The 24,557-nt window shown below is 49.6% G+C and carries 20 protein-coding genes; 9 read left to right on the top strand and 11 right to left on the bottom strand.

Annotation, left to right across the window (positions count from 1 at the left end; all coding sequences use genetic code 11):
- Nucleotides 1-149 precede the first annotated feature (149 nt).
- The 6 genes from ACXX82_RS15275 to ACXX82_RS15250 form a co-directional block, all read right to left on the bottom strand.
- Nucleotides 150-1,277, bottom strand: a complete 1,128-nt coding sequence (locus ACXX82_RS15275; protein WP_323506058.1) for a branched-chain amino acid ABC transporter substrate-binding protein — start codon at nucleotides 1,275-1,277, stop codon at nucleotides 150-152.
- A gap of 471 nt (nucleotides 1,278-1,748) precedes the next feature.
- Nucleotides 1,749-2,594 (bottom strand): type 2 periplasmic-binding domain-containing protein, encoded by an 846-nt coding sequence (locus ACXX82_RS15270; RefSeq protein ID WP_458563204.1) that lies wholly within the window; start codon nucleotides 2,592-2,594, stop codon nucleotides 1,749-1,751.
- 109 nt (nucleotides 2,595-2,703) lie between these two features.
- The gene (locus ACXX82_RS15265) at nucleotides 2,704-3,477 is read right to left on the bottom strand and encodes an ABC transporter permease (protein ID WP_322236221.1); all 774 of its coding nucleotides are present in this window, start codon (nucleotides 3,475-3,477) and stop codon (nucleotides 2,704-2,706) included.
- A 355-nt stretch (nucleotides 3,478-3,832) separates the two neighbouring features.
- Nucleotides 3,833-4,837 (bottom strand): ABC transporter substrate-binding protein, encoded by a 1,005-nt coding sequence (locus tag ACXX82_RS15260; protein WP_322240477.1) that lies wholly within the window; start codon nucleotides 4,835-4,837, stop codon nucleotides 3,833-3,835.
- A gap of 50 nt (nucleotides 4,838-4,887) precedes the next feature.
- Entirely contained in the window at nucleotides 4,888-5,661 is a 774-nt protein-coding gene (locus ACXX82_RS15255) for an ABC transporter ATP-binding protein (protein ID WP_323506118.1), read from the bottom strand.
- A gap of 292 nt (nucleotides 5,662-5,953) precedes the next feature.
- Nucleotides 5,954-6,898, bottom strand: a complete 945-nt coding sequence (locus ACXX82_RS15250; protein ID WP_458563203.1) for a sugar nucleotide-binding protein — start codon at nucleotides 6,896-6,898, stop codon at nucleotides 5,954-5,956.
- A 12-nt stretch (nucleotides 6,899-6,910) separates the two neighbouring features.
- On the opposite strand from ACXX82_RS15250, the gene ACXX82_RS15245 reads away from it, so the two are divergent.
- The 3 genes from ACXX82_RS15245 (at nucleotide 6,911) to ACXX82_RS15235 (ending at nucleotide 10,177) form a co-directional block, all read left to right on the top strand.
- Entirely contained in the window at nucleotides 6,911-7,939 is a 1,029-nt protein-coding gene (locus ACXX82_RS15245) for a CDP-6-deoxy-delta-3,4-glucoseen reductase (protein ID WP_458563202.1), read from the top strand.
- Between the two features lie 446 nt (nucleotides 7,940-8,385).
- Nucleotides 8,386-9,612 (top strand): acetylornithine transaminase, encoded by a 1,227-nt coding sequence (locus tag ACXX82_RS15240; protein ID WP_322236213.1) that lies wholly within the window; start codon nucleotides 8,386-8,388, stop codon nucleotides 9,610-9,612.
- A 55-nt stretch (nucleotides 9,613-9,667) separates the two neighbouring features.
- Nucleotides 9,668-10,177: a C40 family peptidase gene (locus ACXX82_RS15235; RefSeq protein WP_322236211.1), complete on the top strand. Its 510-nt coding sequence runs from the start codon at nucleotides 9,668-9,670 to the stop codon at nucleotides 10,175-10,177.
- A gap of 165 nt (nucleotides 10,178-10,342) precedes the next feature.
- Here ACXX82_RS15235 and ACXX82_RS15230 read toward each other — a convergent pair whose 3' ends face one another.
- From ACXX82_RS15230 to ACXX82_RS15215, 4 genes are all read right to left on the bottom strand, one after another.
- Nucleotides 10,343-11,275: a 2-hydroxyacid dehydrogenase gene (locus tag ACXX82_RS15230; RefSeq protein WP_416186864.1), complete on the bottom strand. Its 933-nt coding sequence runs from the start codon at nucleotides 11,273-11,275 to the stop codon at nucleotides 10,343-10,345.
- 140 nt (nucleotides 11,276-11,415) lie between these two features.
- The gene (locus tag ACXX82_RS15225) at nucleotides 11,416-12,324 is read right to left on the bottom strand and encodes a metal ABC transporter substrate-binding protein (RefSeq protein ID WP_323506053.1); all 909 of its coding nucleotides are present in this window, start codon (nucleotides 12,322-12,324) and stop codon (nucleotides 11,416-11,418) included.
- A 237-nt stretch (nucleotides 12,325-12,561) separates the two neighbouring features.
- A complete protein-coding gene (locus ACXX82_RS15220) occupies nucleotides 12,562-13,467 on the bottom strand; it encodes a metal ABC transporter permease (RefSeq protein ID WP_322236205.1) in 906 nt (301 codons plus the stop codon).
- Nucleotides 13,464-14,207: a metal ABC transporter ATP-binding protein gene (locus ACXX82_RS15215; RefSeq protein ID WP_322240474.1), complete on the bottom strand. Its 744-nt coding sequence runs from the start codon at nucleotides 14,205-14,207 to the stop codon at nucleotides 13,464-13,466. Before ACXX82_RS15215 ends, ACXX82_RS15220 begins: the two co-directional genes overlap by 4 nt.
- Nucleotides 14,208-14,963: 756 nt before the next feature.
- Here ACXX82_RS15215 and adh point away from each other — a divergent pair.
- The 5 genes from adh to ACXX82_RS15190 all read left to right on the top strand — a co-directional run bounded on the left by adh (nucleotide 14,964) and on the right by ACXX82_RS15190 (nucleotide 20,474).
- A complete protein-coding gene (gene adh / locus ACXX82_RS15210) occupies nucleotides 14,964-16,484 on the top strand; it encodes an aldehyde dehydrogenase (RefSeq protein WP_458563201.1) in 1,521 nt (506 codons plus the stop codon).
- A gap of 215 nt (nucleotides 16,485-16,699) precedes the next feature.
- The gene (locus tag ACXX82_RS15205; RefSeq protein ID WP_322236201.1) at nucleotides 16,700-17,098 is read left to right on the top strand and encodes a DUF779 domain-containing protein; all 399 of its coding nucleotides are present in this window, start codon (nucleotides 16,700-16,702) and stop codon (nucleotides 17,096-17,098) included.
- 349 nt (nucleotides 17,099-17,447) lie between these two features.
- Entirely contained in the window at nucleotides 17,448-18,851 is a 1,404-nt protein-coding gene (locus ACXX82_RS15200) for an ethanolamine ammonia-lyase subunit EutB (RefSeq protein ID WP_323506052.1), read from the top strand.
- Between the two features lie 81 nt (nucleotides 18,852-18,932).
- Complete coding sequence (eutC, locus tag ACXX82_RS15195; protein WP_458563200.1) at nucleotides 18,933-19,781, top strand: ethanolamine ammonia-lyase subunit EutC; 849 nt, start codon at nucleotides 18,933-18,935, stop codon at nucleotides 19,779-19,781.
- Nucleotides 19,782-19,949: 168 nt separating this feature from the next.
- Nucleotides 19,950-20,474, top strand: coding sequence for a DUF2127 domain-containing protein (locus ACXX82_RS15190; RefSeq protein WP_458563199.1), 525 nt, complete (start codon nucleotides 19,950-19,952; stop codon nucleotides 20,472-20,474).
- Nucleotides 20,475-20,593: 119 nt separating this feature from the next.
- On the opposite strand, the gene glpT is transcribed toward ACXX82_RS15190, so the two are convergent.
- Nucleotides 20,594-21,946 carry a glycerol-3-phosphate transporter gene (glpT, locus tag ACXX82_RS15185; RefSeq protein WP_323506050.1) on the bottom strand — a complete coding sequence of 451 codons (1,353 nt, stop codon included), beginning with the start codon at nucleotides 21,944-21,946 and terminating at the stop codon, nucleotides 20,594-20,596.
- Nucleotides 21,947-22,448: 502 nt separating this feature from the next.
- On the opposite strand from glpT, the gene ACXX82_RS15180 reads away from it, so the two are divergent.
- Nucleotides 22,449-24,548, top strand: coding sequence for a 3-hydroxyacyl-CoA dehydrogenase NAD-binding domain-containing protein (locus ACXX82_RS15180; protein ID WP_458563198.1), 2,100 nt, complete (start codon nucleotides 22,449-22,451; stop codon nucleotides 24,546-24,548).
- The last annotated feature ends 9 nt before the right edge of the window (nucleotides 24,549-24,557 follow it).

The raw sequence follows: 24,557 nt of genomic DNA, 5'->3' as shown, positions 1-24,557 counted from the left end.
AAACCGTTTTTACATTTCAAAAATGACGCTTCAAAAATGTAAGCTTCAAAATTTAAGCTTTAAAAACAAAAATGTCGTCCCCGTAAAAACGGCGACGACATTTTAAATTACCCGGCAACACCAATCCTGGTGCGCCATATCACCGCTGATTAATAACTTGTCAGCGCGACGGGCAAGCCATCCTTAAACCGGAATACGGTCACCGGCGATTGTTTCAAATCGTGATTCGCGTCAAACTCATACAAACCCGCAACACCTTTGTATTTGATCTTGCCTAACGCGGCGATATATTGCTTTGGCTCAACCGAATTGGCTTCTTTCATTGCCTGCGCCACGACCATCATGCCGTCGTAAAACGACGCTGCATAGGTTTCAGCAGGACGGCTGAAACGTTTTTGGTAATCAGCGGCAAACGTCTTTCCTGCAGCCAATTTATCGAGCATCGCGCCACCTTGGGTGCAATACACCTGATCGCCCACTGCATCGCCGCCCAAACGGCCCATTTCTGGCGCGCAAATACCATCGCCGCCCAGCAACTTAGTATTTAATCCTAGTTGCTTCATCTGACGTGTCATTGGACCGCCTTGTGGCGAGTATCCGCCGTAGAAAATCGCGTCAGGTTTTTTCGCTTTGATCGAGGTCAGTATCGCGGTGAAATCAGTCGCTTTGTCGTTGGTGAAGTCAGTGCTGACGACTTTGATACCATTGGCCTTGGCAACTTTAGCAAACTCTTCAGCCAGACCTTGGCCATAAGCTGTACGATCATCAATGATCGATACTTGCTTCACTTTCAGTTCCTTGGCTGCATACAACGCCATCTTTCCACCAAGCTGGCTATCGCTAGCTGCAACGCGGAAAACATTGGCAAAGCCCTGTTGCGTGATTTTTGGATTCGAGGCAACCGTTGCCATCACAATACCGCTGTCGTTGTAGACACGCGATGCAGGGATAGTAACCCCAGAATTATAAGGTCCGATAATCGCTTTAACGTGCAGATCGCTCAGTTTCTGAGCGACGCTAACGCCTGCACGTGGATCGGCCTGATCGTCTTCCATCAAGGCTTCGAACTTAATTTTTTTACCGCCGATGACAAGTCCCTGAGCATTCAGTTTGTCGATCGCCATGGACAAACCGCCTTGGTTATCCTTACCGGCAGATGCTTGTGGGCCGGTCAACGGGCCGCTGAAACCGATTTGTACTACTTGTGTCTCCTGCGCCATAGCGAGTCCTGGAAGTGCTGCCAACATCACCATCATCAATTTGGTCCGTGCGTACATGGCTAATCCTTTCGTCTGTCTTCGTAATGTTAATTTTTGTCATTCCTCTTGCAACCGGCACGAATGCAACTCCCTTACGACCTCTTGCAGACCGCAATCCTAGCAGGGTACTTGCCGCATTTAATTTTTTTGTGCGGCAGTTTCCCCATAGATTCAATGGCGAACAGCGCAAGTTTATATCGATTTACTGACAAATAAATACCTACTTCACTCAGAAACAACAAAGTCGCTTGACTAAGCGGTATCGCCAGGAATAAGGGGAATTAGATCGGGCAAAAAGTCGATAGGGCAAACGCGATTCACAACGTTTGCGCACAAAAGAGTGACAAATGCGGAGAAATAGGTGTGACTGCTAAAAAGAAGAAGAAGAAGAAGAAGAAGAAGTAGAAAGAAAATGCAGCTCGGCAGCTAAAATAGCAGAAGTGAGTCGGCCATTTGATAGTGACTCACAGTGTCTTACACTAATGGGCGTTAATGGCAATCTGGCACGTTCTGGTCGAGATACACCTCAAAAGCAACGGTATTGACCCATTTTTTACGCGTATTCAACCAAAATCCATTACTACGCCAATCTTGCATCAGGTCGAAAGCAGCGCGCCGCACCTCAACATCCACCGGACGAAGTACCCAAACCAGTTTGGTCGTCGGCCCCGCTAGCGGCAAGCTCGCCGAAAACTTTTTCCACTCGGGAAGCTTTAACATCTCATCCAGCAAGACATCATCGTGAACGGTCGCGTCGCAAACACCGGTTCGCACCGCCAACAGCGCATCGGCCGGCGCCTTCACCACTATTTCTTGCGCACCGTAACGCGCCTGCATACTGCCCACATACGGACTGCCCGCAGAGACGCACACGCTGCGCCCCTTAAGATGCGACCACTGCTTGATAGTCGTGTCCGTCCGCATGATTAATTTAGGTTGCGCCTGATAGCCGGTCATCACCACTTTTTGGCCGCTTGCCATGCTGGCAATCTCCCCCTCGGAGACGCGCAACAATAAGGCATCCACTTTGCCGGAAGTGAGTAACTGCAAGCGATTTTTCGGCTTCACCCGGACCATCGACACACCGACCTTCAGGCGCTTGGCGAGCCCTGCTGCAACCTCGCTGTCAAGGCTTTCCGGGGTCCGAAACTTGGCGCCGGCAATGTAAGTCGGACTGACATAATCAACCCCCACAATCAGCCGGTCACGTTGCAGGATGCGACCAGGAACATCGGTCTGGGCCCATGACACCATGGCGCTTGTTGCCAGACATAAAATGGTAATCTGCCGTGCTGGAAAACGGGGCAATCTGGACCAGATCGGCAAACACGTCATCGCCCCCCTATGCAATCTACGCAGCAAATGAGACCACAAAGGCGAACGTATTTTCATGGTCAAAATAAGTGATTAATATTGATGACGTCTGTTGATAATAGCGCACTAATTACACGTATTGATAGCGTAACAAATGATGTTTAAGTTTTTCCAAAATGAATTGATCAATCAACGCGGCTAACACTGCAATCACCAGAATATTTGTCATTACACCGACCATGTCAGCGGTCTCACCTGAGTACGCTAACGTGCGCCCCAATCCCTTACCAAATCCAATCAACATTTCAGCCGATATTAACGCACGCCAGGCATTACCAAAAGCCAGTTGCGCGCCGGTAATCAGCTCCGGCATGACTGCTGGAAGATACACCCGCTTCAGCATATCCCAACGGTTCGCACCCATTACGCGGGCGGCGGAGACGTGTACTTGCTGCACACTTTCGGTCGCATTCATCACACTTAACGCGGCAGGAAAAAAAGCAGCGATAGCGACTACAACGATAATCGGCAAATTCCCAAAACCCATCAAAATCAGAAACAAAGGAACCCATGCAATCGATGGAATCGACTGCAAAATAATGATCGCCGACTTCAACACTTCTCGAAAGAAAAATAGCACCGCACCGACCAGCCCGAAGCCGATACCAAAAACTAACGCCGCCCCATAACCAAACCCAAGACGCGTCAGACTTCCCCACAAAGCGGTACGAAAATCAGGCGATTGAATTTCTTCCCAAAGCCGATGAAAAACCGGAATAACCCCCGGCATCAAAAAATCCGGCAACGACCACGCAGCGACTTGCCAACCAAACAAAATCACCACAATAGCCAGCGCCATCGCCATTTTTTTACGAACACCACCAACACGAATCTGAGCACTCATACATTATTTAAATACGTTCAAAATACACTGTAAAGGTCAATGGCCGACTGCGAGCCGGCCATTGATAATGATTAAATTTAAGCAAAAAAAGAACTCTAAAAATTCCAATTACTTATTTAGGGATCAGAAATATTCCCAGCAACGAACTCACCAATCCGGACGAAGAAGAGAGCACACAAAGGTACGGCTGAAAAACCACGCCGCAGGCAACCTTTAACCAACCACCGAATCAGGACTTTCGCAAAATCGTCCCAGCAAGGCGTGCCGACGCAGACAGCACGCGAGTACCGGGCCACGTTGGCGGCAAGGAAAGCACAACGCCGCTGGGGCGGTTTTTCGGAAGTCCGACCAAGACCTAAAGCTTGCGTGCAGTTTGCCAGTCTAGGTCAACTATGGTGTTGACGTTAAAAGGCTTTCCATCTTTGGTTTTTAGTGAGCCTTGATCTTGCAGAATATTCGCTAACTCTTGCATCCGCGCCAATTCTTTCGGCATTAAGGCCGCATTAAATGTCTGCGTTTTAATCGCATCGGTGATCACGACATCACGTGGCAAATCCCCATGCTTCAGCGTTTTTAAAGTGGGTTCTGCAATAAAGTAAGGCGAGATCAGCTTCGATGCCGCCGCTGGATCTTTCGTCAGCAATTGAATGGCTTCGCGTTGTGCATCAAGCGATTTCCACACTGCATCGCGACGTTTGGTCAACGTTTCGCCGGATGTGATGACGACCATGCACGGGAATGGCCAGACCGCGCCGACTTCATAAATCTGGGTTACTGGCGCGACTAGTTTGGCAATGCTGGCTTGCGGTTCGAACAGAAACGCAGCATCTACGCGCTTGCCGACCAGCGATTGCACCGCTACTTGCGGGCTAACGCCGACGATATTGATATCGTCCGCTTTGAGACCGGCGGCTTTCAGGGTGACGCCTTTAAGTACTGTGTCGGCGGTGCTGCCTTCCGCTTGCGATGCTAGTGTCTTCCCTTTGAGACCAGCAACGTCCTTGATGCCGCTATCATTGCGCACCACCAGAGCATGATAGCCATGCTGCGCACCGGCGACGACTTTCAGGTCGGCACCTTTGGACGCCCACGCTACCGCGTTCGTAAAGCCTAAAACCCCGGTGTCCATTTGACCGCCAAGGATGGCCTTGATCAAGTCGGTGCCCGATTTAAATTCAACCAGTTCTACATCCAGACCATATTTTTTATACAGTCCGCCTTCGAATGCGGCAATCGCTTGCGCATCATCCATTACGCGCAGATAGCCGATTTTGAATTTTTCCGCTGCTGACGCCTGGCTGGTGAATGCCAGAGCGAGTAGGAGCATTGTTGGAATCAGCAGAAATTTTTTCAGTTTGATATTGATATTCATGCTGGTGTTCGTACTTTTAAGTACACGCTTGTCGATCTTCATACGCCAACTCCTTCCAGGGTTTTAGACAGTTCATCCTGATCGGCGTGAATGCCGAGCAGACATAATATTTCTCGCCGTATTGTCGAAAACTCAGACAAATCGTGGGTTTTTTCGTGATGGGTCAGGTTGAATTCGCGCAATACTTTAGCGGGACGCGGGCTAAATACCAAAATCCGGTCCGCAAGAAATAGTGCCTCATCCACGTCATGCGTCACTAATAACACGGTCGGATGATCGGCACGAATCAACTGGCGCAGCGCATCTTGCAACGTCATACGGGTCAACGCATCGAGAGCACCAAAGGGCTCATCCAATAATAACGCCTGCGGTTTGGTGATAAAGGCCCTTGCCAACGCGGCACGCTGGCGCATTCCGCCGGAAACCTGATGCGGATAGTAAGTTTCGAAACCTTCCAAATTAACTTTAGCGAGCCAAGCGCGGGCTTGGGTGCGTGCTTCCGCTTTAGCGATTTTCTGCAATTCCAGTGCCAGGGCGACGTTTGCCTCTAATGTTAGCCACGGATACAACGCGTTTTCCTGAAACATCAACATTCGCTCAGGATGTGGGCGGGTTATTTGTTTACCATCAGCAAGAACGCTACCGCTGCTGGCCTCGGCCAAACCCGCTGCGAGATGCAATAAGGTCGATTTTCCGCAGCCGGATGGTCCGACCAACGCTACCAACTCGCCGTCTTCGATGTCGCAATTGAAGTCGTCGACGACTGGCAAGCCGGAATATTGTTTATGAATATGATTAAAAGATAACTTCATCAGAAATGTGCAGTTGTTCTCGTAAATAATAATGGCCAGAGATGGCAGCAAAAAACGTGGCAATGGTCTTGCAAAATAGCGCAAACGCATTATTGCATCGTTGCTTAACGGAATAACCTTTAACGGTCAGAATAAGCACAATGTGCACATTGCTGCTTTCACCGGACTTTATCGGCGTTGCTATAAGGCTACAAGAACTTTTAGATTGTATGCTTATGCGAAAGCTGAAATTTGTTGTAAATTTAATAAAGTTTAATTTTTAACAATTCACCACCTGATCTAATTGCGTTAGTCAAATTTGGTCGGTCAACGCACGGCGGGCATCTGCGCCCATCTGGTTCAGCGCTGAATGAATATCCGGATACCGCAAGCGGACGCCTAACTCGGCTTTGATCCGGGTATTTTGCAAACGGCGTGATTCCGACATAAATGACAACAGCATCGGCGATACCTGCTGCGTAAGTTCTTCGCGTGGCAAGCGCGGTGCGGTCGGCAAGTCGAAAGCAGCGGCGACTGCATCGAAATAATCCGCCATCTTTAGCTCTGAATCATCGACTGCGTGATACACCCGCGACGGCGCAGCCTTATAAATTGCCGAAAAAATAATCTGTGCCAAATCGTCTGCATGAATGTGGTTGGTGTACACGTCCTCTTCTGCCCGTAGCGCAGGCGTGCCCTTTTTTAAACGTTCAATTGGCAACCGATTGGCTGCGTAAATCCCCGGCACACGCAGAATCGACAGGCGGCCGGAGCGACGCTTTGCCCACGCACGCAATACATTCTCAGCGTCAACGCGGCGCTGGGCGCGCGCATTATGCGGATTGACGGTGCGCGTCTCATCGATGGATCGCCCATCGCAATCGCCATATACGCCGCTCGTACTAATATAAACAAGCGTCGTGCGCTCGGGTAAAATAGCGGCCAGATTACGGGTTCGCTGATCCTTGCTTCCATGCGATTGTGGCGGTGCCAAATGTACAACGATTTGCGCCAATTGGCTTAACCGCCCTAGCGTGTGAGGATGATCCAGGTCTGCAAGTACCGGATGCGCTCCCGCATCGCGTAATTCAGCAAACCGGGCGACTTGGCTGGTGACAGCAAACACCCTGAACCGTTGTTGCAATAATAGCAACAATCGCATACCAACATCGCCACACCCCAAGATCATCAGGCGCGGCTTACCCAATTTGGAGAGTAACGTGCTGTTAGTAACCGAATTTTGTAATATTTTTTTCATAGTCAGGATTGTATGAGTTTTCAGGTAACGGTTCAGCCGAGCGGTCGGCAATTCACGTGTGACGAAGGCGAGACCATCTTAAGCGCAGCAATCCGCGCTGGTGTTGGTTTGCCTTACGGTTGCAAAAATGGCGCATGTAGTTCCTGCAAAGGCAAGTTGATGGTGGGCAACGTCACGCACGGCGCGCACCAGGAAAAAGCGCTACCAGTAAGCGAAGAAGCGCTGGGATTTTCCCTGTTTTGCTGCGCCACACCGCATTCCGATATCACCATCGAAGCCCGCGAAGTCGCTGGCGTTGGCGAATTTCCGGTACGCAAAATGCCATCCCGCATCTCCACCATTGAAAAAATTGCCGACGACGTCGTTATCATCTCACTCCAATTGCCAGCAAACGAACGGCTGCAATATTTAGCAGGTCAGTATATCGAATTCATGCTGCGCGACGGCAAACGGCGTAGTTATAGTATGGCAAACGCGCCGTATAAAGAGGGGCAAATTTCGGTGCACATTCGCCATATGCCAGGCGGATTATTTACCGATCAGGTGTTTTCGACCATGAAGGAACGCGATATTTTACGTTTTGAGGGGCCGCTAGGGACCTTCTTTTTACGCGAGGATTCAGAAAAACCGATGGTATTTCTGGCGTCCGGCACCGGTTTCGCACCCATCAAAGCCATTATCGAGCAACTGATTCATAACGAATCGAGTCGCCCGATGACCTTATATTGGGGCGGTCGCCGCCCACAAGATCTCTACATGCACGCCTTATGCGAAGAATGGGCGCGCACCATTCCACATTTCACCTATGTTCCCGTCATATCAAACGCGCATCAGGAAGATCAATGGACGGGTCGTAGCGGCTTTGTGCATCAGGCTGTCATGACGGATTTTGTGGATTTATCCAACTATCAAGTCTATGCCTGCGGAGCACCGATTGTCGTAGAATCGGCGCAACGTGACTTTATCGGGACTTGCAAATTACCGGCGGAAGAGTTTTATGCCGATTCGTTTACGTCAGAAGCCGATCTTTCCGGAGAGTGAATGTTTTTGCGTCAAGGCAAAACCAACTAAGCAACATAAAAAGCGTTGACGAAAAGTTGTTCCAATGTGGAATATTGCGAGAATATGCCGATGGCAGGTTTAAAGACATTACGGCGTTGCGGCAAGTTCTTGTAAGTTCTCATGAAAAACTTTTTGACGCATGCCGTAAAAGGCCCTAATATTAGCGACATGAATATGATCACTACACTTCTCCGACGTCATACGCCAATACCCCAGCCCGGTATGCCGTGCGCGTGAGCGTTTTTTGATCACGAAGCCACAGGCCATGCCTGTGGTTTTTTTTTGGCCATTTTGTTTTGAGGCGCGGTTCTCTCGTAACGCGCAACAAAAGTTTACAATGGATGGCCCGTACTTTTACCCTCGTTTTATTTGCTTTACTGACAATTTTTTAGCGCCTCTTCAGCGCCTTTATCCGGAGCCCGACCATGGAATTCAACCAGTTTGCCGTCAACGATTTGATGTATATCACCAACCGCCCACCGCTGGTCTTCACCGAAGGCCGCGGGATGTGGATGACAGATCACAATGGCAAGCGCTATCTGGATTACCTACAAGGTTGGGCAGTCAACGCGCTAGGCCATTCACCACAATGCATACAAGATGCATTGGTGGTGCAATCGAAAAAAATCCTCAATCCTTCACCCGCTTTTTACAACGCTCCATCGATTGAATTAGCGTCGTTACTGACCGCGAATTCCTGCTTTGATCGCGTATTTTTTGCCAATAGCGGAGCGGAAGCGAACGAAGGCGCCATAAAACTAGCCCGTAAATGGGGAAAAAAGAATCCTAACAAAGCAGGCCAGAATCGCTTTGAAATCATCACGTTTGACCACAGTTTTCATGGTCGAACTCTGGCAACCATGTCAGCCAGCGGCAAACCAGGTTGGGACACGATCTTTGCGCCACAAGTCTCCGGATTTCCAAAAGCCGACCTCAACGATCTGGCAAGCGTCGAGCGCCTGATCAACGACCGCACCGTGGCAGTCATGCTGGAACCAGTGCAAGGCGAAGGCGGCGTCCTACCTGCAACGCGAGAATTCATGCAGGGCCTACGCGCCCTGACCGAGAAACACGATTTACTGCTCATCGTCGACGAGGTACAAACTGGTATGGGCCGTACCGGCCAATTGTTTGCTTACCAACTTTCGGATATTCAGCCCGATATTATGACGCTCGGCAAAGGTATTGGCGGTGGTGTGCCATTAGCTGCCTTGTTGGCGCGTGAAGATGTCGCGTGCTTTGAACCTGGCGATCAAGGCGGCACTTATAACGGCAATCCGTTAATGACCGCGGTTGGCACTGCGGTTCTGAAGACTTTGCTGGCGCCGGGCTTTATGCAATCGGTTAACGATAAAAGCGCCTATCTCAGCGCCGAACTACTCAAACTATCTGAGAAATATGGCATGAACGGTGAGCGTGGTGAAGGGTTGCTGCGCGCACTTAAATTAGGCAAAGATATCGGCCCGCAAATCGTCGACATCGCACGCGATATGGGTCCGGTCGGCTTGTTGTTAAACTCACCGCGCCCTGACCTGCTGCGTTTTATGCCGGCGCTTAATGTCACGATTGCAGAAATCGATCAAATGATCTCAATGTTGTCGGATGTACTGGATCAAATTAAAAATAAAACCGCCGCATTGAATATTGCTTAGAATGCGGTTTGCATTCAGCTGAGTGAGTGCCATGACCTTTGTCTTCGGGCGTCCTATGACGATAGTAAAAACTTTTTGTATATGTTGTTGCGCTTTGCTTTTAGCAGCGTGTGGAAGCGGCGGCGACAACATTCGCAAAAATCCGCAGTCTGGCAGCGCCTATATGAACTCGCATGTTGCACCGAGTGATTTGGGCAACGAAATCGTCATTTATTCGCTCGGGCTGATTGATACGGATTACCGCTTCGGCGGTAAAAATCCTGAAGCCGGACTCGATTGCAGTGGCATGGTCAGTTATGTCTTCAAACAGGCTGCCGGCCTCAATGTGACCGGCAGCGCAGCAACCATCGCCCGACAAGGCAGAGAAGTACCAAAAAGTGAATTGCGACCGGGTGATCTGGTATTTTTTAATACGATGAATCGGCCGTTTTCGCACGTTGGTATTTATATCGGCGATGGCCGTTTTATTAACGCGCCATCAACCAACGGCAAAGTCAGAATAGATCGTCTCGAGACCAAATATTATGCGCAACGTTTTGAGTCGGTGCGGCGGTATTTTGATTAAGTGGGACGAAGTAGTGAAACGCTTTGATGAGCCGGTTTGGTTCGGTGTCGATCACAAGTTAATTAAAATTACTTCCACTTCATAGAAGTCGCAGCAGAGGATTGATCAACACCCAACTCGACAATTCATCATACACAAGCGCAATCGATGTATCAGGATAGATTCTTAGACCGGCGTCAATACTGCCTGACCGGAAAAATGCCGATTAGCATTCTCCAGAAATAAGTTTACCGTCGCATCCACCGATTCCGGCGACCAACCAGCGACGTGCGGCGTCAACACCACGTTCGGCAAGTGCATCAACTGTTGCGGCGGCAATGGTTCGCTCTCGTACACATCTAAACCGGCTGCGGCGATGCGGTGCTGCCGCAATGCTTGCGATAATGCCTCTGTATCGACCACACTTCCGCGCGCGATATTGACCAATACGCCAGTTGGCCCAAGCGCATCAAGGACGGGACCATTCACCAGGTGACGCGTTGCTTTACCTCCAGGTGTCGCCACCACCAAAAAATCAGCCCATTGGGCCAGGCCTAGTAACGAATCAAAATAGGTAAACGGCACATCATTGCGAACCGAGCGACTGTGATAACCGATTTCCATGTCAAATCCGAGTGCACGCCGGGCAATTTGTTTCCCGATAGTGCCAAGCCCCAGAATTCCAAGCCGCTTGAACGATACGCTTGCTGGCAATGGTAGTGCAGTCCGCCAAATGCCTTGATGTAACGCCACGCCCAGTTGCGGAATCCCACGCACCGCCGCCAGCAACAATCCCATTGCATGATCGGCAACGCACGCGTCGTTTGTACCAGCACCATTCGAGACGATGATCCCGCGCGCACGAGCGGCCGCGATGTCAATTTCTTCGTATCCGGCACCCAATGCGCAGATCAGTTCCAACTTTGGCATCGCGGCGATTTCATCCGCTGTTAATCCTATGCTGCCGATTGTCAGCACAGCTTGAAAGTGTATTCCGTTGGTAGTAATCGCTTCGGCGCGCTGCTTCAGGTTCGGCGCGTATAAAACCTCGTAACCCTGTTTAATCTGTTCCAGATGTTCATCGGAAAAAGCACTGAGAATAAGCAGATTGGGTTTCATAATATCGGGCATTTTGGCGCATTAACGAAAGTCAGTATGTTACCGTTCAATCGTCACATCTGCTTGGCGCCATCATTTCCGAACGACTACCGTAAAGACGCGCAATATGGCGTAGTGACTTGACGGTGGTGCATTGCAAATTACTCCTGCTTCAGACGATCCATGATTTGCGCCACATTAAAACGCATCATGCGCAAATAGGTCGGGGCATCCCCATTAGCCTGCGACAATGCATCCGCATATAACTTGCCGCCAGGCTTAACGCCAACCTCATCGCTGATTTGTTGCAATAGCTTCGGATTACTCATATTTTCAAAAAAGAGCGCTTTGCTATGCTCCTCACGGATTTGCCGGATCAGCATCGCGACATCTCTGGCACTTGGTTCGCTTTCGGTTGAAACGCCTTGTGGTGCAAGAAAACGTACCTTAAAGTGTGCGCCAAAATATTCGAATGCATCATGGGAGGTGATCACGTTACGGCGTGCGTCGGGAATTTGCGCAAATTGCGCTTGTGCCCAATTATCTAGTGCCACTAATGCGCGCGTATATTCGGCACCATTATTTTTATATGCTGTAGCGTTGGCTGGGTCAGCCTTGCTCAGTGCGGCAACAATATTGCGGATGTAGACCATCACATTAGCCGGATCTTGCCATGCATGCGGATCAAGATGATGCCCGGCATCGCCGCCGTCCGGGCGTTGACGGGCTGTTATACCATTGCTAACGACCACTACTGCACCTTTGTAATTTGCCGCATCGGCAAGCCGCTCAATCCAGCCCTCGAAACCAAGTCCATTAATGACCACGACCTTTGCTTGCGCCAATGTTCTCACGTCTTTTGGCGTCGGCGCATATACATGTGCATCTTCGTCCGGCCCGACCAGCGTCGATATGCTGATGTGTTCCCGGCCAACATTGCTGACGATATCGCTGAGTATGCTAAAGCTCACCACGACCGGCATTTTTGTGGCCGCCGATGCAGAACTGCTGACTATCGTTACTATAACCGCCGCCATCATCATGGATAGAAATTGCTTAAAACGCATCATGCGATACTCCTTGAGGATTGGAATCAAAAACTATTAGGCACGGCGCTGCTGGGCCGACGACGTCGGCCCACAAAACACAAAACTAGAAAGAGCTGGCGTAGAGCGCCATCGAGAACTAAACGTCAAACCTCGAAAAATCGGCAACCAAACCGATCACAAAATTGACTCTGGTCGATTATTTTTACGTTCCGCTTTCATCCGTCAACTGACAAGTCGCTCCTGGTAATTGTTCGCAAATCAGGCAAGCCGATGCGGTCGCTTCCATAATTTTGCCAACCAACCACGCGGTGCGATCAGCAACGAGATCAAATACAGTCCACCGGCGCAGACAATGATGGTCGGACCGGAAGGGGTTGATGTGTAATACGATAACAATAAACCGATATAACCCGCCGCTGCCGCTTGCAAAGCGCTGTTGAGCAATTGTGCGGGCAAAGTATCATGCCAAAGACGCGCAGAAACTGCTGGCAACATCATCAATCCCACCGCCATAAGCGTACCCAACGTCTGAAAAGACGCCACCAGATTGAGCACTACCAACATCAAAAATAGTTGCTGGAATAATGCGCCACGTGCGCCCTTGACACCGCAAGCCGCCAGAAATGAGGCGTCAAAACTTTCCAATACCAGGCCGCGATACATCATGGCACCTACTACCAAACTGATAGTTGTGACGCCGGCGACCAGAAACAAACCTTCGCGATCAACGCCAAGTACGTTGCCAAAAAGAATATGCAATAAATCCAGCTTGGAACCGTTTACCGAGATCAGCATCACGCCCAGTGCCAGCGCAATCAAATAGATCGACGCAAGACTGGCATCTTCCTTTAAATCGGTATGGCGACTGATCAACGCGGCAATCGCCACCACGATCACGCCCGCCAGAAAGCCGCCGATGCTTAACGCCGGTAGCGATAAGCCGAATAACATAAACCCAACTGCGACACCGGGCAGCACGGCATGGCTAAGCGCGTCGCCAAACAGACTCATCCGGCGCAAGGTCAACAACACGCCAAGGGGAGCACTGCTAAGCGCAAGCGCCAGAATACCGATCAGAGCGCGCCGCATGAAGGCAAATTCCTGAAACGGCGCTAAGGTAAATTGATAAAACGTGGTCAACCAATGCAGTGAGAAAAAACTCATGCCGTCGTCTCCGGCTGGCAAAATGGTGCGTTCGGATCCTGCGCTTCAGGCATATTTTTAGCCAGCCGCAAATGATCGTCGGTTAATACGTGTGTCGTGTCACCCCATGCCACCAGGCGCCGTGCCAGCAATACCGATTGGGGAAAATAGCGGCGCACCTGTTCGTTGTCATGCAACACAGCAATCACGGTGCGCTTTTGCGCATGCCATGACTGTACGATCACCAGCAAATCTTCCGTCGTCTTTGCATCCACGGCATTGAACGGTTCGTCGAGCAAAATTAGCTCGGCATCCTGCAACAAAATCCGCGCAAACAAGACACGCTGAAACTGTCCCGCCGACAAACTGCCAATGGAGCGATCAGCAAATCCATCCAGGCCAACCGCATGTAAGGCGGCATCGCCTTTTTCTGACATTGCCTTCGTAATCCCACCAAATAACCCGGCACTTTGCCAATAGCCCAGCAATACGCAATCCATCACTGAAATTGGAAAACCGCGGTCAATCTCAGCTTGCTGCGGCAAATACGCGATACGCTTGCGCGCAATGCTGATGTCGACGCGACCGCTATCGATGCGAACCAATCCTAGCAAGCTTTTCAATAAGGTACTTTTCCCTGCACCATTCGGGCCAATAATCGCGGTCAGTGAACCGGATTCAAAGCTTCCGCTGATATGGTGCAAAGCCGGATGCTGACGATAGGCGACCGTCAGGTTGTGCAACGTTACTGCCGGTTTCATCCTGTCGCTCCCGCCAGTGCCCACCAGACGCCAACCCAAAATAAAACGCACACGGGAAGTACCAGCATTAGTCGAAACCATGCCGAACGCGCTAGCATACTACTGCGCTTTTTATTCATAAGGGAGGACGATTTGATCGACATCTTAGCTTTATATTTACAACAAATTGTTTAGACACGATCGGGCCACAAAAGGGCAAAACCGCGGCAAACCCAAGGCAAAACCAAGTCCGAACCGGCTCTATTTTTGCTCTATGGTCTCTTTACATTCGCCCACTAGTTGCTCTTTGTAATCAGATGAAAGCCAATTGCAACCTAGTTGCAGCGTGCCGATTATAGTGCAACCAAGTTGCATTTGGTGGTTTTAACCGCCACATTTTATTGTTTTTTTTGTGTCAAACCAATCGTTGCCGAATACAAAGCGACTGAACTTCTCCACTTGTCATTAATCAAAATTGCATCACTTCAAAGGCAGTTCAAATTCGGAACACTGCCAATGCAAGAGTGTTCCAAAATAAAACAGCAGTGGTTTTATGTTTGTGACATGGGCAATTTGAAACTGATAAATTTATCCCATAACGGATAGGTGATAGTTAATATCCATGCGGGTTTTCAGCGATTTATGGCAAAAAAATTCCGGCTAATAATCTGCGGAATATTGATTGGCACGACCTTTGCAAATAGGTTGAGTGCCTGTTGCACCTTGGCCTAACGCCAACTTGGTAATCAATTAACTAAATCCCTTTCGGAGGACGACATGAATCTAGCAGACATCACCAAACTAGGCATTAAAAATCCCTTCAAGCAACGTTACGACAATTTCATCGGTGGAAAATTTGTCCCACCGGTAAAGGGTGAGTATTTTGAAAACATTAGTCCTGTTCTCGGTCGCGCTTTTTGCGAAGTAGCACGATCCAGCGCAGAAGATGTCGATCTGGCATTAGACGCCGCACATGCCGCTAAGCGTGCCTGGGGCCGGACTTCACCTGCCGACCGCGCCAACATCCTGCTTAAAATCGCAGACCGGATGGAAGCTAATCTGGAGTTGCTGGCTATTGCCGAAACGATCGACAACGGTAAACCTCTGCGCGAAACAACATTAGCCGACATTCCATTGGCTATTGATCATTTCCGCTATTTTGCCGGTTGCATCCGTGCCCAAGAAGGCACTGTCGCGACCATCGATGCAGAAACTTACGCTTATCATTTCCATGAGCCTTTGGGCGTCGTTGGTCAGATCATTCCGTGGAATTTTCCGATATTGATGGCAGTCTGGAAAATGGCACCGGCGTTGGCGGCAGGCAATTGCATCGTCCTTAAGCCAGCTGAACAAACACCAGCCTCGATTATGGTGTGGATTGAACTAGTGCAAGATTTGTTGCCACCGGGTGTGCTTAATATTATTCAAGGTTTCGGTCTGGAAGCAGGCAAACCGTTGGCTTCGAGCAAGCGGATTGCCAAGATCGCTTTCACCGGTGAAACTACTACCGGCCGCCTCATCATGCAATACGCATCGCAAAACATCATCCCTGTAACGCTGGAACTAGGCGGCAAATCGCCTAACATCTTCTTTGCTGATGTCATGGATCAGGACGATGCGTTCTTTGACAAATGCCTGGAAGGCTTTGCCATGTTCGCGCTAAATCAAGGTGAAGTGTGCACTTGCCCATCACGCGCGTTGATTCAAGAATCGATCTATGACCGCTTTATGGAACGTGCATTAAAACGCGTAAAAGCCATCAAGCAAGGCAATCCACTCGAAATGAGCACGATGATCGGTGCACAAGCATCGCAGGAACAGCTCGAAAAAATTCTGTCATACATCGACATTGGCAAACAAGAAGGCGCCAAGTTGCTCACCGGCGGCGGTCGCACGCAACATGGCGGTGATCTGGATGCGGGTTATTACATGGAACCAACCGTGTTCGAAGGTAATAACAAAATGCGCATCTTCCAGGAAGAAATTTTTGGACCTGTGTTGTCTGTCACGACTTTCAAAGACGAAGAAGAAGCGCTGGAAATCGCCAACGACACATTGTATGGTCTGGGCGCAGGGCTGTGGACACGCGATGGCTCACGTGCTTTCCGTATGGGTCGCGAGATTCAAGCGGGTCGGGTCTGGACTAACTGTTATCACCTGTACCCTGCGCATGCAGCATTTGGTGGTTACAAGCAGTCTGGTATCGGTCGTGAGAATCACAAGATGATGTTGGATCACTATCAACAAACCAAAAATCTGTTGGTCAGTTATTGCCCTAACGCTTTAGGCTTTTTCTAAAGTTCGCTGCTAGATTGTAATGTGGACTCTGCTTTACCGCCGGTTAAGGCAGAGTTCAATTTTCTTAGGATTTACGCAAAATCGTCCCAGCAACAGCTCAGTAGCAGGTTTATCGCCCCTATTTTACGAAGCTTATGCCGCATTATAAAATTGTGAAGCATAGCGCCGCTGGTGCGGATTTGCGTAAGTCCTATTTTTCACGAAAGGCCTTTCTTATGTCAACTACCCCCGCCCGAGTCGTTGCGACTGAAGCGACGCTAGAATTGCTACAAACGCTAAGAAAAAGACATGGTGCGCTGATGTTTTTTCAATCCGGCGGCTGCTGCGATGGCAGTGCCCCCATGTGTTACGCCCGAGACGATTTTCAGGTTGGCGACGGAGATGTGTATTTGGGTGAACTGGATGGTGAACCGTTTTATATCGGCGCCGAGCAATTCGAATACTGGAAACATACGCAATTAATCATTGACGTTGTCAATGGCAACGGTGGCATGTTCTCACTAGACAACGGATCAGGACGTCGCTTTTTGACGCGATCAAGGCTGTTTAGCGATGAGGAATACGATGCATTGGCAAAGTTGCCCCAACTGCTTGGAAAACAGACAGTATCCTGACCCAAACTAAAGCAGTCTGGTCCGGACTGACGATAGCTAAAATCCGATCAGCAGCTACCAAGCCGGGTCGTTAAATTCCTGCGATTCAGTATTAGTCGCCGTATTTCATGGTTTGTTAATTGTGGTTCATTCATCACGCGTGAATCACCGCCCCGATGATACTAAAAAAGCCACATCGACGCCAAAGAAACGACGCGCGACGTTCAACGCGCTTCTATTGCCGTTGGCATCCTCGGCCAACTTTTAGTTTATATCAGCTAATATCGGCTTATCTCTGCTAATCTCTGTAAATACGTCGTTCGGCTCCGCTTTGGACCGCACATTTTTTCAAACGTAAAACAGGCCGCCTATGCACCGTCCGATTGTCCGGTTCAGTCACGTGGTAGGGACTAAAACCTACCAATTTCGCGACCTGAAAGACCTGATGGCAAAAGCCACTCCCACACGCTCGGGCGACCATCTGGCGGGTATCGCTGCCGCCAGTGCCGAAGAGCGTGTCGCTGCACAGATGACTCTGGCGGCGCTGCCACTAACCACATTCCTTAACGATTTACTGGTCCCCTACGAAAGCGACGAGGTCAGCCGATTGATTATCGATGACCACGATGCCAATGCCTTCGCCGCCATCCGACACTTAACGATTGGCGACTTCCGCAACTGGCTTCTGAGCGACGCTGCCACAGAGTTATTACTCACTGCGATCGCGCCCGGCATCACGCCGGAGATGGCGGCAGCGGTCTCAAAAATCATGCGCGTCCAGGATTTGATTCTGGTTGCCAAAAAATGTCGCGTCGTCACCCGCTTCCGCAATACCATTGGACTAGCTAACCGTCTATCGACCCGCCTGCAACCGAACCATCCGACCGATGACGCCACAGGAATTGCCGCTAGCATTCTAGACGGCTTGATGTATGGCAGCGGCGATGCGGTGATTGGTATCAATCCGGCCACCGATAACGTCGGGCAAGTCATCAAACTGGTATCGATGCTGGATCAGATCATTCAACAATACCGCATTCCTACTCAATCCTGCGTGCTGACGCATGTCACCAACACGATAGAAGCGATCAACCGCGGCGCTCCCGTGGATTTGGTATTTCAGTCGATTGCTGGCACCGAGGCAGCCAACCAAAGTTTTGGGATCAATTTGAATTTGTTGGATGAGGCGCAGCAAGCAGCGCTTTCTTTGGGACGCGGCACCATCGGCAACAACGTCATGTATTTTGAAACCGGGCAAGGTAGCGCCCTGTCGGCTAACGCCCATCATGGGATCGATCAGCAAACCTGCGAAGCGCGTGCCTACGCGGTTGCCAGAAAATTTAAACCGCTTCTGGTGAACTCAGTAGTTGGCTTTATTGGTCCTGAATATTTATATGATGGGAAGCAAATAATCCGCGCCGGTCTGGAAGATCACTTTTGCGCGAAGTTGTTAGGATTGCCGATGGGTTGCGATGTCTGCTACACCAACCACGCCGAAGCGGATCAAAATGACATGGACGTTTTGCTGACATTGCTGGGCACAGCCGGTTGCAATTTCATCATGGGTGTGCCCGGATCGGACGATATTATGCTGCACTATCAATCGACTTCATTCCACGACGCACTTTACGCCCGACGCGTATTGGGGCTAAAGCCAGCGCCCGAATTTGAAAAGTGGCTGCAAGACATGCAAATATTTTCCGGCGATGGCACGTTAATGCTTAAAGAGGAACTACCACCGGCGTTTAAACACGCCTTGTTGCGTCTGCCGTGATAGCGCACTTGGACAACCGCACTCCCGCAAGCGGCGAGATAATAAGGACAGAAACGAAGGACAGAAACGGGTTAATTAAGTATGACTAAACCAACGGTTATTACCAATCCATGGCAACTCCTGCGCCAATTTACGAGCGCAAGGATCGCGCTCGGCCGTGCCGGAATAAGTCTGCCAACTGCCGTTCAATTGGACTTTCAGCTAGCCCATGCAAGGGCGCGTGACGCCGTGCATCAGATGCTGGATACCGAAAAAGTGGCGCAAGCGCTAACTGACTGCGGCGTTAGTCAACAGAATGCATGCGTTACCTTATCAAGCGTCGCTCAAACCCGGGATAGCTATTTGCAGCGACCAGATTTTGGTCGAAAACTGTCCCCTTCTTCGCATCAGATTCTGGAGGCGTTATCAGCGCCGCTTAAAGATTCAACCACCATAAAAACTCACACTAGCCAGCGGCACGTTGATCTGGCATTCGTAATTGCCGATGGCCTTTCTGCATTGGCGATTGAACAAAATGCAGCAACTTTTCTTGCTACGCTCATGCCGTTGCTAAAAGCCGGAAACTGGTCAACTGCACCCTTTACAATCGTACGTCAGGGACGTGTGGCTATTGGCGATGAGATTGGTGAATTGCTAGGCGCAAAGATGGTCGTAGTGTTGATCGGCGAACGCCCCGGTCTAAGCTCGCCAGACAGCTTGGGCATTTATCTGACATGGCAACCGCATGTGGGCTTGACCGATGAAAGTAGAAACTGCATATCAAATATCCGCCCTGCCGGATTAAGCTATCCAGACGCAGCAGGTAAACTACATTATTTGCTATCCGAAGCATTCAGTCGGCAGTTAACCGGGATATCGCTGAAAGATGGCACTATCAACGATCCCACTCTCAAACCGGCATCACGTAATTTTCTAATAGAAAAAGAGTGACGGAAAATCAATTGTAAGCCAATCATATTGACGTATTTATATCGATAAAGAGGCGAAGGTATTAAAGCGTGAGATGGTAAAACTACCAAGCAAGCGAATAACGGGATGGCAGATAACATTAGAATTTATTGCCGAATAATAAAGTCCAGCTTCGTGCATAATCGTCTTATGCAATCATCCAATGACACAAAAGACATCATCACAAACCAGTCGCCACCAGCATCAGAAAAATCTCGGGCGGCGTTAAAAGCGATTGCTACGTTTGAGGGTATTAAGGGGTTGGCCGCTTTAGCCGCTACGCTAGGCTTGCTGGACCTGCTGCACCATGATATTCGCCATCTGGCGATCGAGTTGATCGGTCATTTTGGCATGGACCCAACTGCGCATTATCCGTCTATTTTTCTGCATTACGCCGACGTCTTGAATGACGAAAATCGCCGCAACGTCGCGTTGATCGGATTGGCCTATATATCGCTGCGTTTCACAGAATGTTATGGCCTTTGGAATAATCGCGCCTGGGCGACCTGGTTGGGTGCGATATCGGGTGGAATCTATATTCCTATCGAAATTCGCCATCTTGTTTTGCATCCATCCTTGACGAATGCTGCGGTGCTGGCCGGAAACGTTTTTGTGGTGGCTTATCTGGTGGTGCAAATATGGCTAAAACGCACTGCGGAACGCAACACGCGCTAAAGCTTTTAATGGCTTCAGCGCGTGCGCTCCTTCATCGCAGAATTACTTCATGGTGTTACTTCTGAGTTACTTCACTGAGTAACCTCATCCATCTGTACAGCCGACCATTTATCCAGCATTTAAGTTGAAATATCTTTCAAGTCAGGATGTTGCGGTCGCGAGCCATACCACGCCATGACGAAAAATAGCACCGACAATATGCAAGATCCTACTAACAGGATGAATCCGCCATCCCAGCCCCAATGATCCACGGTGGAACCTAAAAGCGCACTGGCTGCGACTGAACCGCCAAGATAACCAAACAGACCGGTGAAACCAGCGGCGGTTCCTGCAGCTTTTTTCGGTGCCAGTTCCAGCGCGTACAAACCGATTAACATGACGGGCCCATAAATCAAAAAGCCGATAGCGCACAACGCAGCGATATCTATGCCGGGATTGCCAGCCGGATTGAGCCAATACACCAATGTCGCGATGGTGACCAGAATCATGAAGACAATTCCAGTCAAGGCACGGTTGCCTTTAAAGATTTTGTCTGACATCCAGCCGCACAATAATGTCCCAGGAATACCCGCCCATTCGTACATAAAATAGGCCCAGGATGATTTATCGATGCTGAAGTGTTTGACTTCGCGTAGATAAGTCGGCGCCCAATCCAACACGCCATACCGCAGCAAATAAACAAATACGTTGGCAAAAGCGATGTACCACAATAATTTGTTATTTAGTACGTAGCGAAACAGAATTTCCTTAGTGGTCAGTTCTTCTTCGTGAGATTTGTCGTAGCCTTCCGGATAATCGTTTTTATACTCTTCTACCGGCGGTAGTCCACAAGATTGTGGTGTGTCACGCATCATAACAAACGCGAAGATGGCAATCGCTACCGCTACCGCTGCGGGTACATAAAAGGCTGAACGCCAATCATTGAACCAACCCATGCCGAGAATAAAGAGCGGCCCGATCATTCCTCCACCAACATTGTGCGCAATGTTCCAGACCGAGACGACACTACCGCGCTCTTTCTGAGACCACCAATGCACCATCGTGCGCCCGGACGGCGGCCATCCCATACCCTGAACCCAACCGTTGATGAACAGCAGCGAGAACATGATTGTGACGCTAGATGTTGCCCAATGACTGAACCCCATCACGAACATGACTGCGGCCGAGACGAGTAAACCGAAAGGTAAAAAGAAACGTGGATTCGAACGATCAGAGACCATTCCCATGAGAAATTTTGATAAACCGTAGGCAATGGCTACACCCGACATGGCGAATCCTAGCTGCCCTCTGGTAAATCCTTGCTCTATCAAGGCTGGCATTGCCAATGAAAAATTCTTACGCACCAGATAGTAACCAGCGTAACCAAAAAAAATACCCAAAAAAATCTGCCAGCGTAAGCGGCGATAAGTGGGGTCAATTTTTTCTTTGGATAATAAGGCTTGATGTAACGCTGGGCGAAAAATATTGAACATTATTTTGTTGTCTCCGATACGGTTGGCATTTATGCAAATAGTTGACTTCAATTACATGACGCAATGCCATTTCATGCGGCAAGGATTCCGTTGGTCGCTAGCGCGCCACACGTTTCAAATCGATATTTGCACAATGATGGCAAAATGTTCACATGAGAACAATTTCCCAATAGAAATATAACACTCTATCCGCAGTTACTCGGCTATAAATGTTCGATTACGAACATTTAAGTAATAAAGCTATCATTAACGCGCATGTAGAATTACCTCTCTACGAACAATGGCGACGTGTTGATAGCGATGTAATAACATATACGTGATAGGCGAAATAGAGGGAGCGACGGAGAGTAAAGCGGGGGAACATAGGCTGTTTAACCATAAAAGTGCAAACAACAAAAAAGCATACTGCAGTCGTCAAGCTTTCGACCACCCGATTGCTGTTTTAATTATTTAGCTTATTTACATCGATACAAACTGACAGACGCCCAATAAAGGAAGAGACATGACTGCTGAATACCAACACCAGGGAAACATCGCCCTTATCACTATTAACAATCCACCCGTGAACGGCATGGGTTTGATAACCCGCACGGCGATGGTTGATGGCATACAAAAGGCGCTCAGCGATGACGCGGTCAGGGCGATTGTTATTACCGGTGCAGGTCAGGCCTTTTCTGGCGGCGCCGATATAAAAGAATTCAACTCGCCAAAAGCATTAGCTGAACCGTCATTACATACCTTGATCAGCATTGTCGAAAACGCTACCAAACCTGTAGTAGCGGCGATCCATTCTGTCTGCATGGGTGGCGGCCTCGAATTATCGCTCGCATGTCACTATCGGATCTCAACGCCAACAGCAAAAATAGGTTTACCGGAAGTCAAATTGGGTCTGTTGCCGGGCGCAGGTGGCACGCAACGTTTACCGCGTGCGGTAGGACTGAAACTTGCCGTGGACATGATCGTCTCCGGCAATCCGATAGCTGCGGAAAAATTGGCGACGACGGCCCTTTTCGATGCATTGATCATGCCAGAAGCAAATGGCGAATGGATGCCAGCCGTACTCGCTTTCGCCGACAAGATAGCCAATCTGCGACCACTACCTAAAGTCCGGGATCTTACAGTTTCTCATTCTGATTATCCTGACTACCAGGCTTTTTTGCAGACCGCACGCGCGATCGTCGGTGGGACGTCAGAGCAATTTCCCGCTCCATTAAAATGTATTGACGCGATTGAGGCTGCAATCACCAAACCATTCGACGATGGCCTGCAATATGAACGTGACTTGTTTCTTGCGCTGCTACAAACAACCACCTCCAAAGCGATGCGCCATGCATTTTTTGGCGAACGTGCAGCCAGTAAAATTGTGGGGCTTTCTGCGGACACACCACGTCGACCAATTACCTGCGCGGCGGTCGTCGGCGCTGGTACGATGGGGGGCGGTATCGCCATGAATTTTGCCAATGTTGGCATCCCGGTCATGATACTGGAAACTAACCCTGATGCTTTGAAAAAGGGTATGGCGATCATTCGAAAAAATTATGAGAACACGCTCAAAAAAGGCAAACTAACCCAAGATAAAGTTGACCAACGGATCGCTCTGATCACTGGCACGCTGGACTATGCAGCGATCAGCGGTGCAGACATTGTGATCGAGGCCGTATTTGAAGACATGGAAGTCAAAAAAGCGGTCTTTAAGACCCTCGATAACATCATGAAGCCCGGTGCAATTTTAGCCTCCAACACGTCGACGCTGAATCTGAATGAAATTGCAGCGTCCACCAAACGTCCCCAGGATGTCATCGGCATGCATTTTTTCAGTCCTGCAAACGTCATGCAACTGCTGGAAATTGTTCGCGGTGAAAAGACCGCCGACGACGTTTTGGTAACCACCTTGGCACTGACTAAAAAAATTCGCAAAACTGGCGTTGTTGCGGGTGTCTGCGATGGATTTATCGGCAACCGCATGGTGGAACAATATGTCCGTCAGGCTGGATTTTTGCTAGATGAAGGTTGTTTTCCGGAGCAGGTTGATAAAGCAATTGAACGGTTTGGCTGCGCAATGGGGCCGTTCCGGATGAGCGATCTGGCTGGCAACGACATCGGCTGGGCTATCCGAAAACGACGCGCGATCGATACACCTGAAATGACGTACTCAAAAACCGCCGACCTACTGTGTGAACTGGGACGTTTCGGTCAAAAAACCGGGGCTGGATGGTACGACTATAAAGCGGGCGACCGCAAAGCCTATCCATCCGCATTGGTCGATAACCTGATCACAAAAAACTCCAAAGCTAGTGGTGTCGCACGTCGGCAAATAAGCGATCAGGAAATCGTAGAACGATTGATATATTCACTGATAAACGAGGCGGCGCTTTTACTGGAAGAAGGAATCGCACAACGTGCCTCTGACATCGATATGGTGTATCTGACCGGTTATGGATTTCCTTTATTCCGCGGTGGCCCTTTGTTTTATGCTGATACAGTTGGCTTAAAAAGTGTTGTCGCGGCAATCGAAAAATACGCGCAAGGTTTGCACGGAGAAGCATGGAAAACCGCTCCCTTACTCGCACGCTTAGCGGCACAAAAGAAAACTTTTAACTAGACGCTATGA

Source organism: Glaciimonas sp. GNP009, from assembly GCF_054343755.1.
Note: the sequence above shows the minus strand (reverse complement) of the source record. Positions and strands in the feature narration are given on the sequence as shown.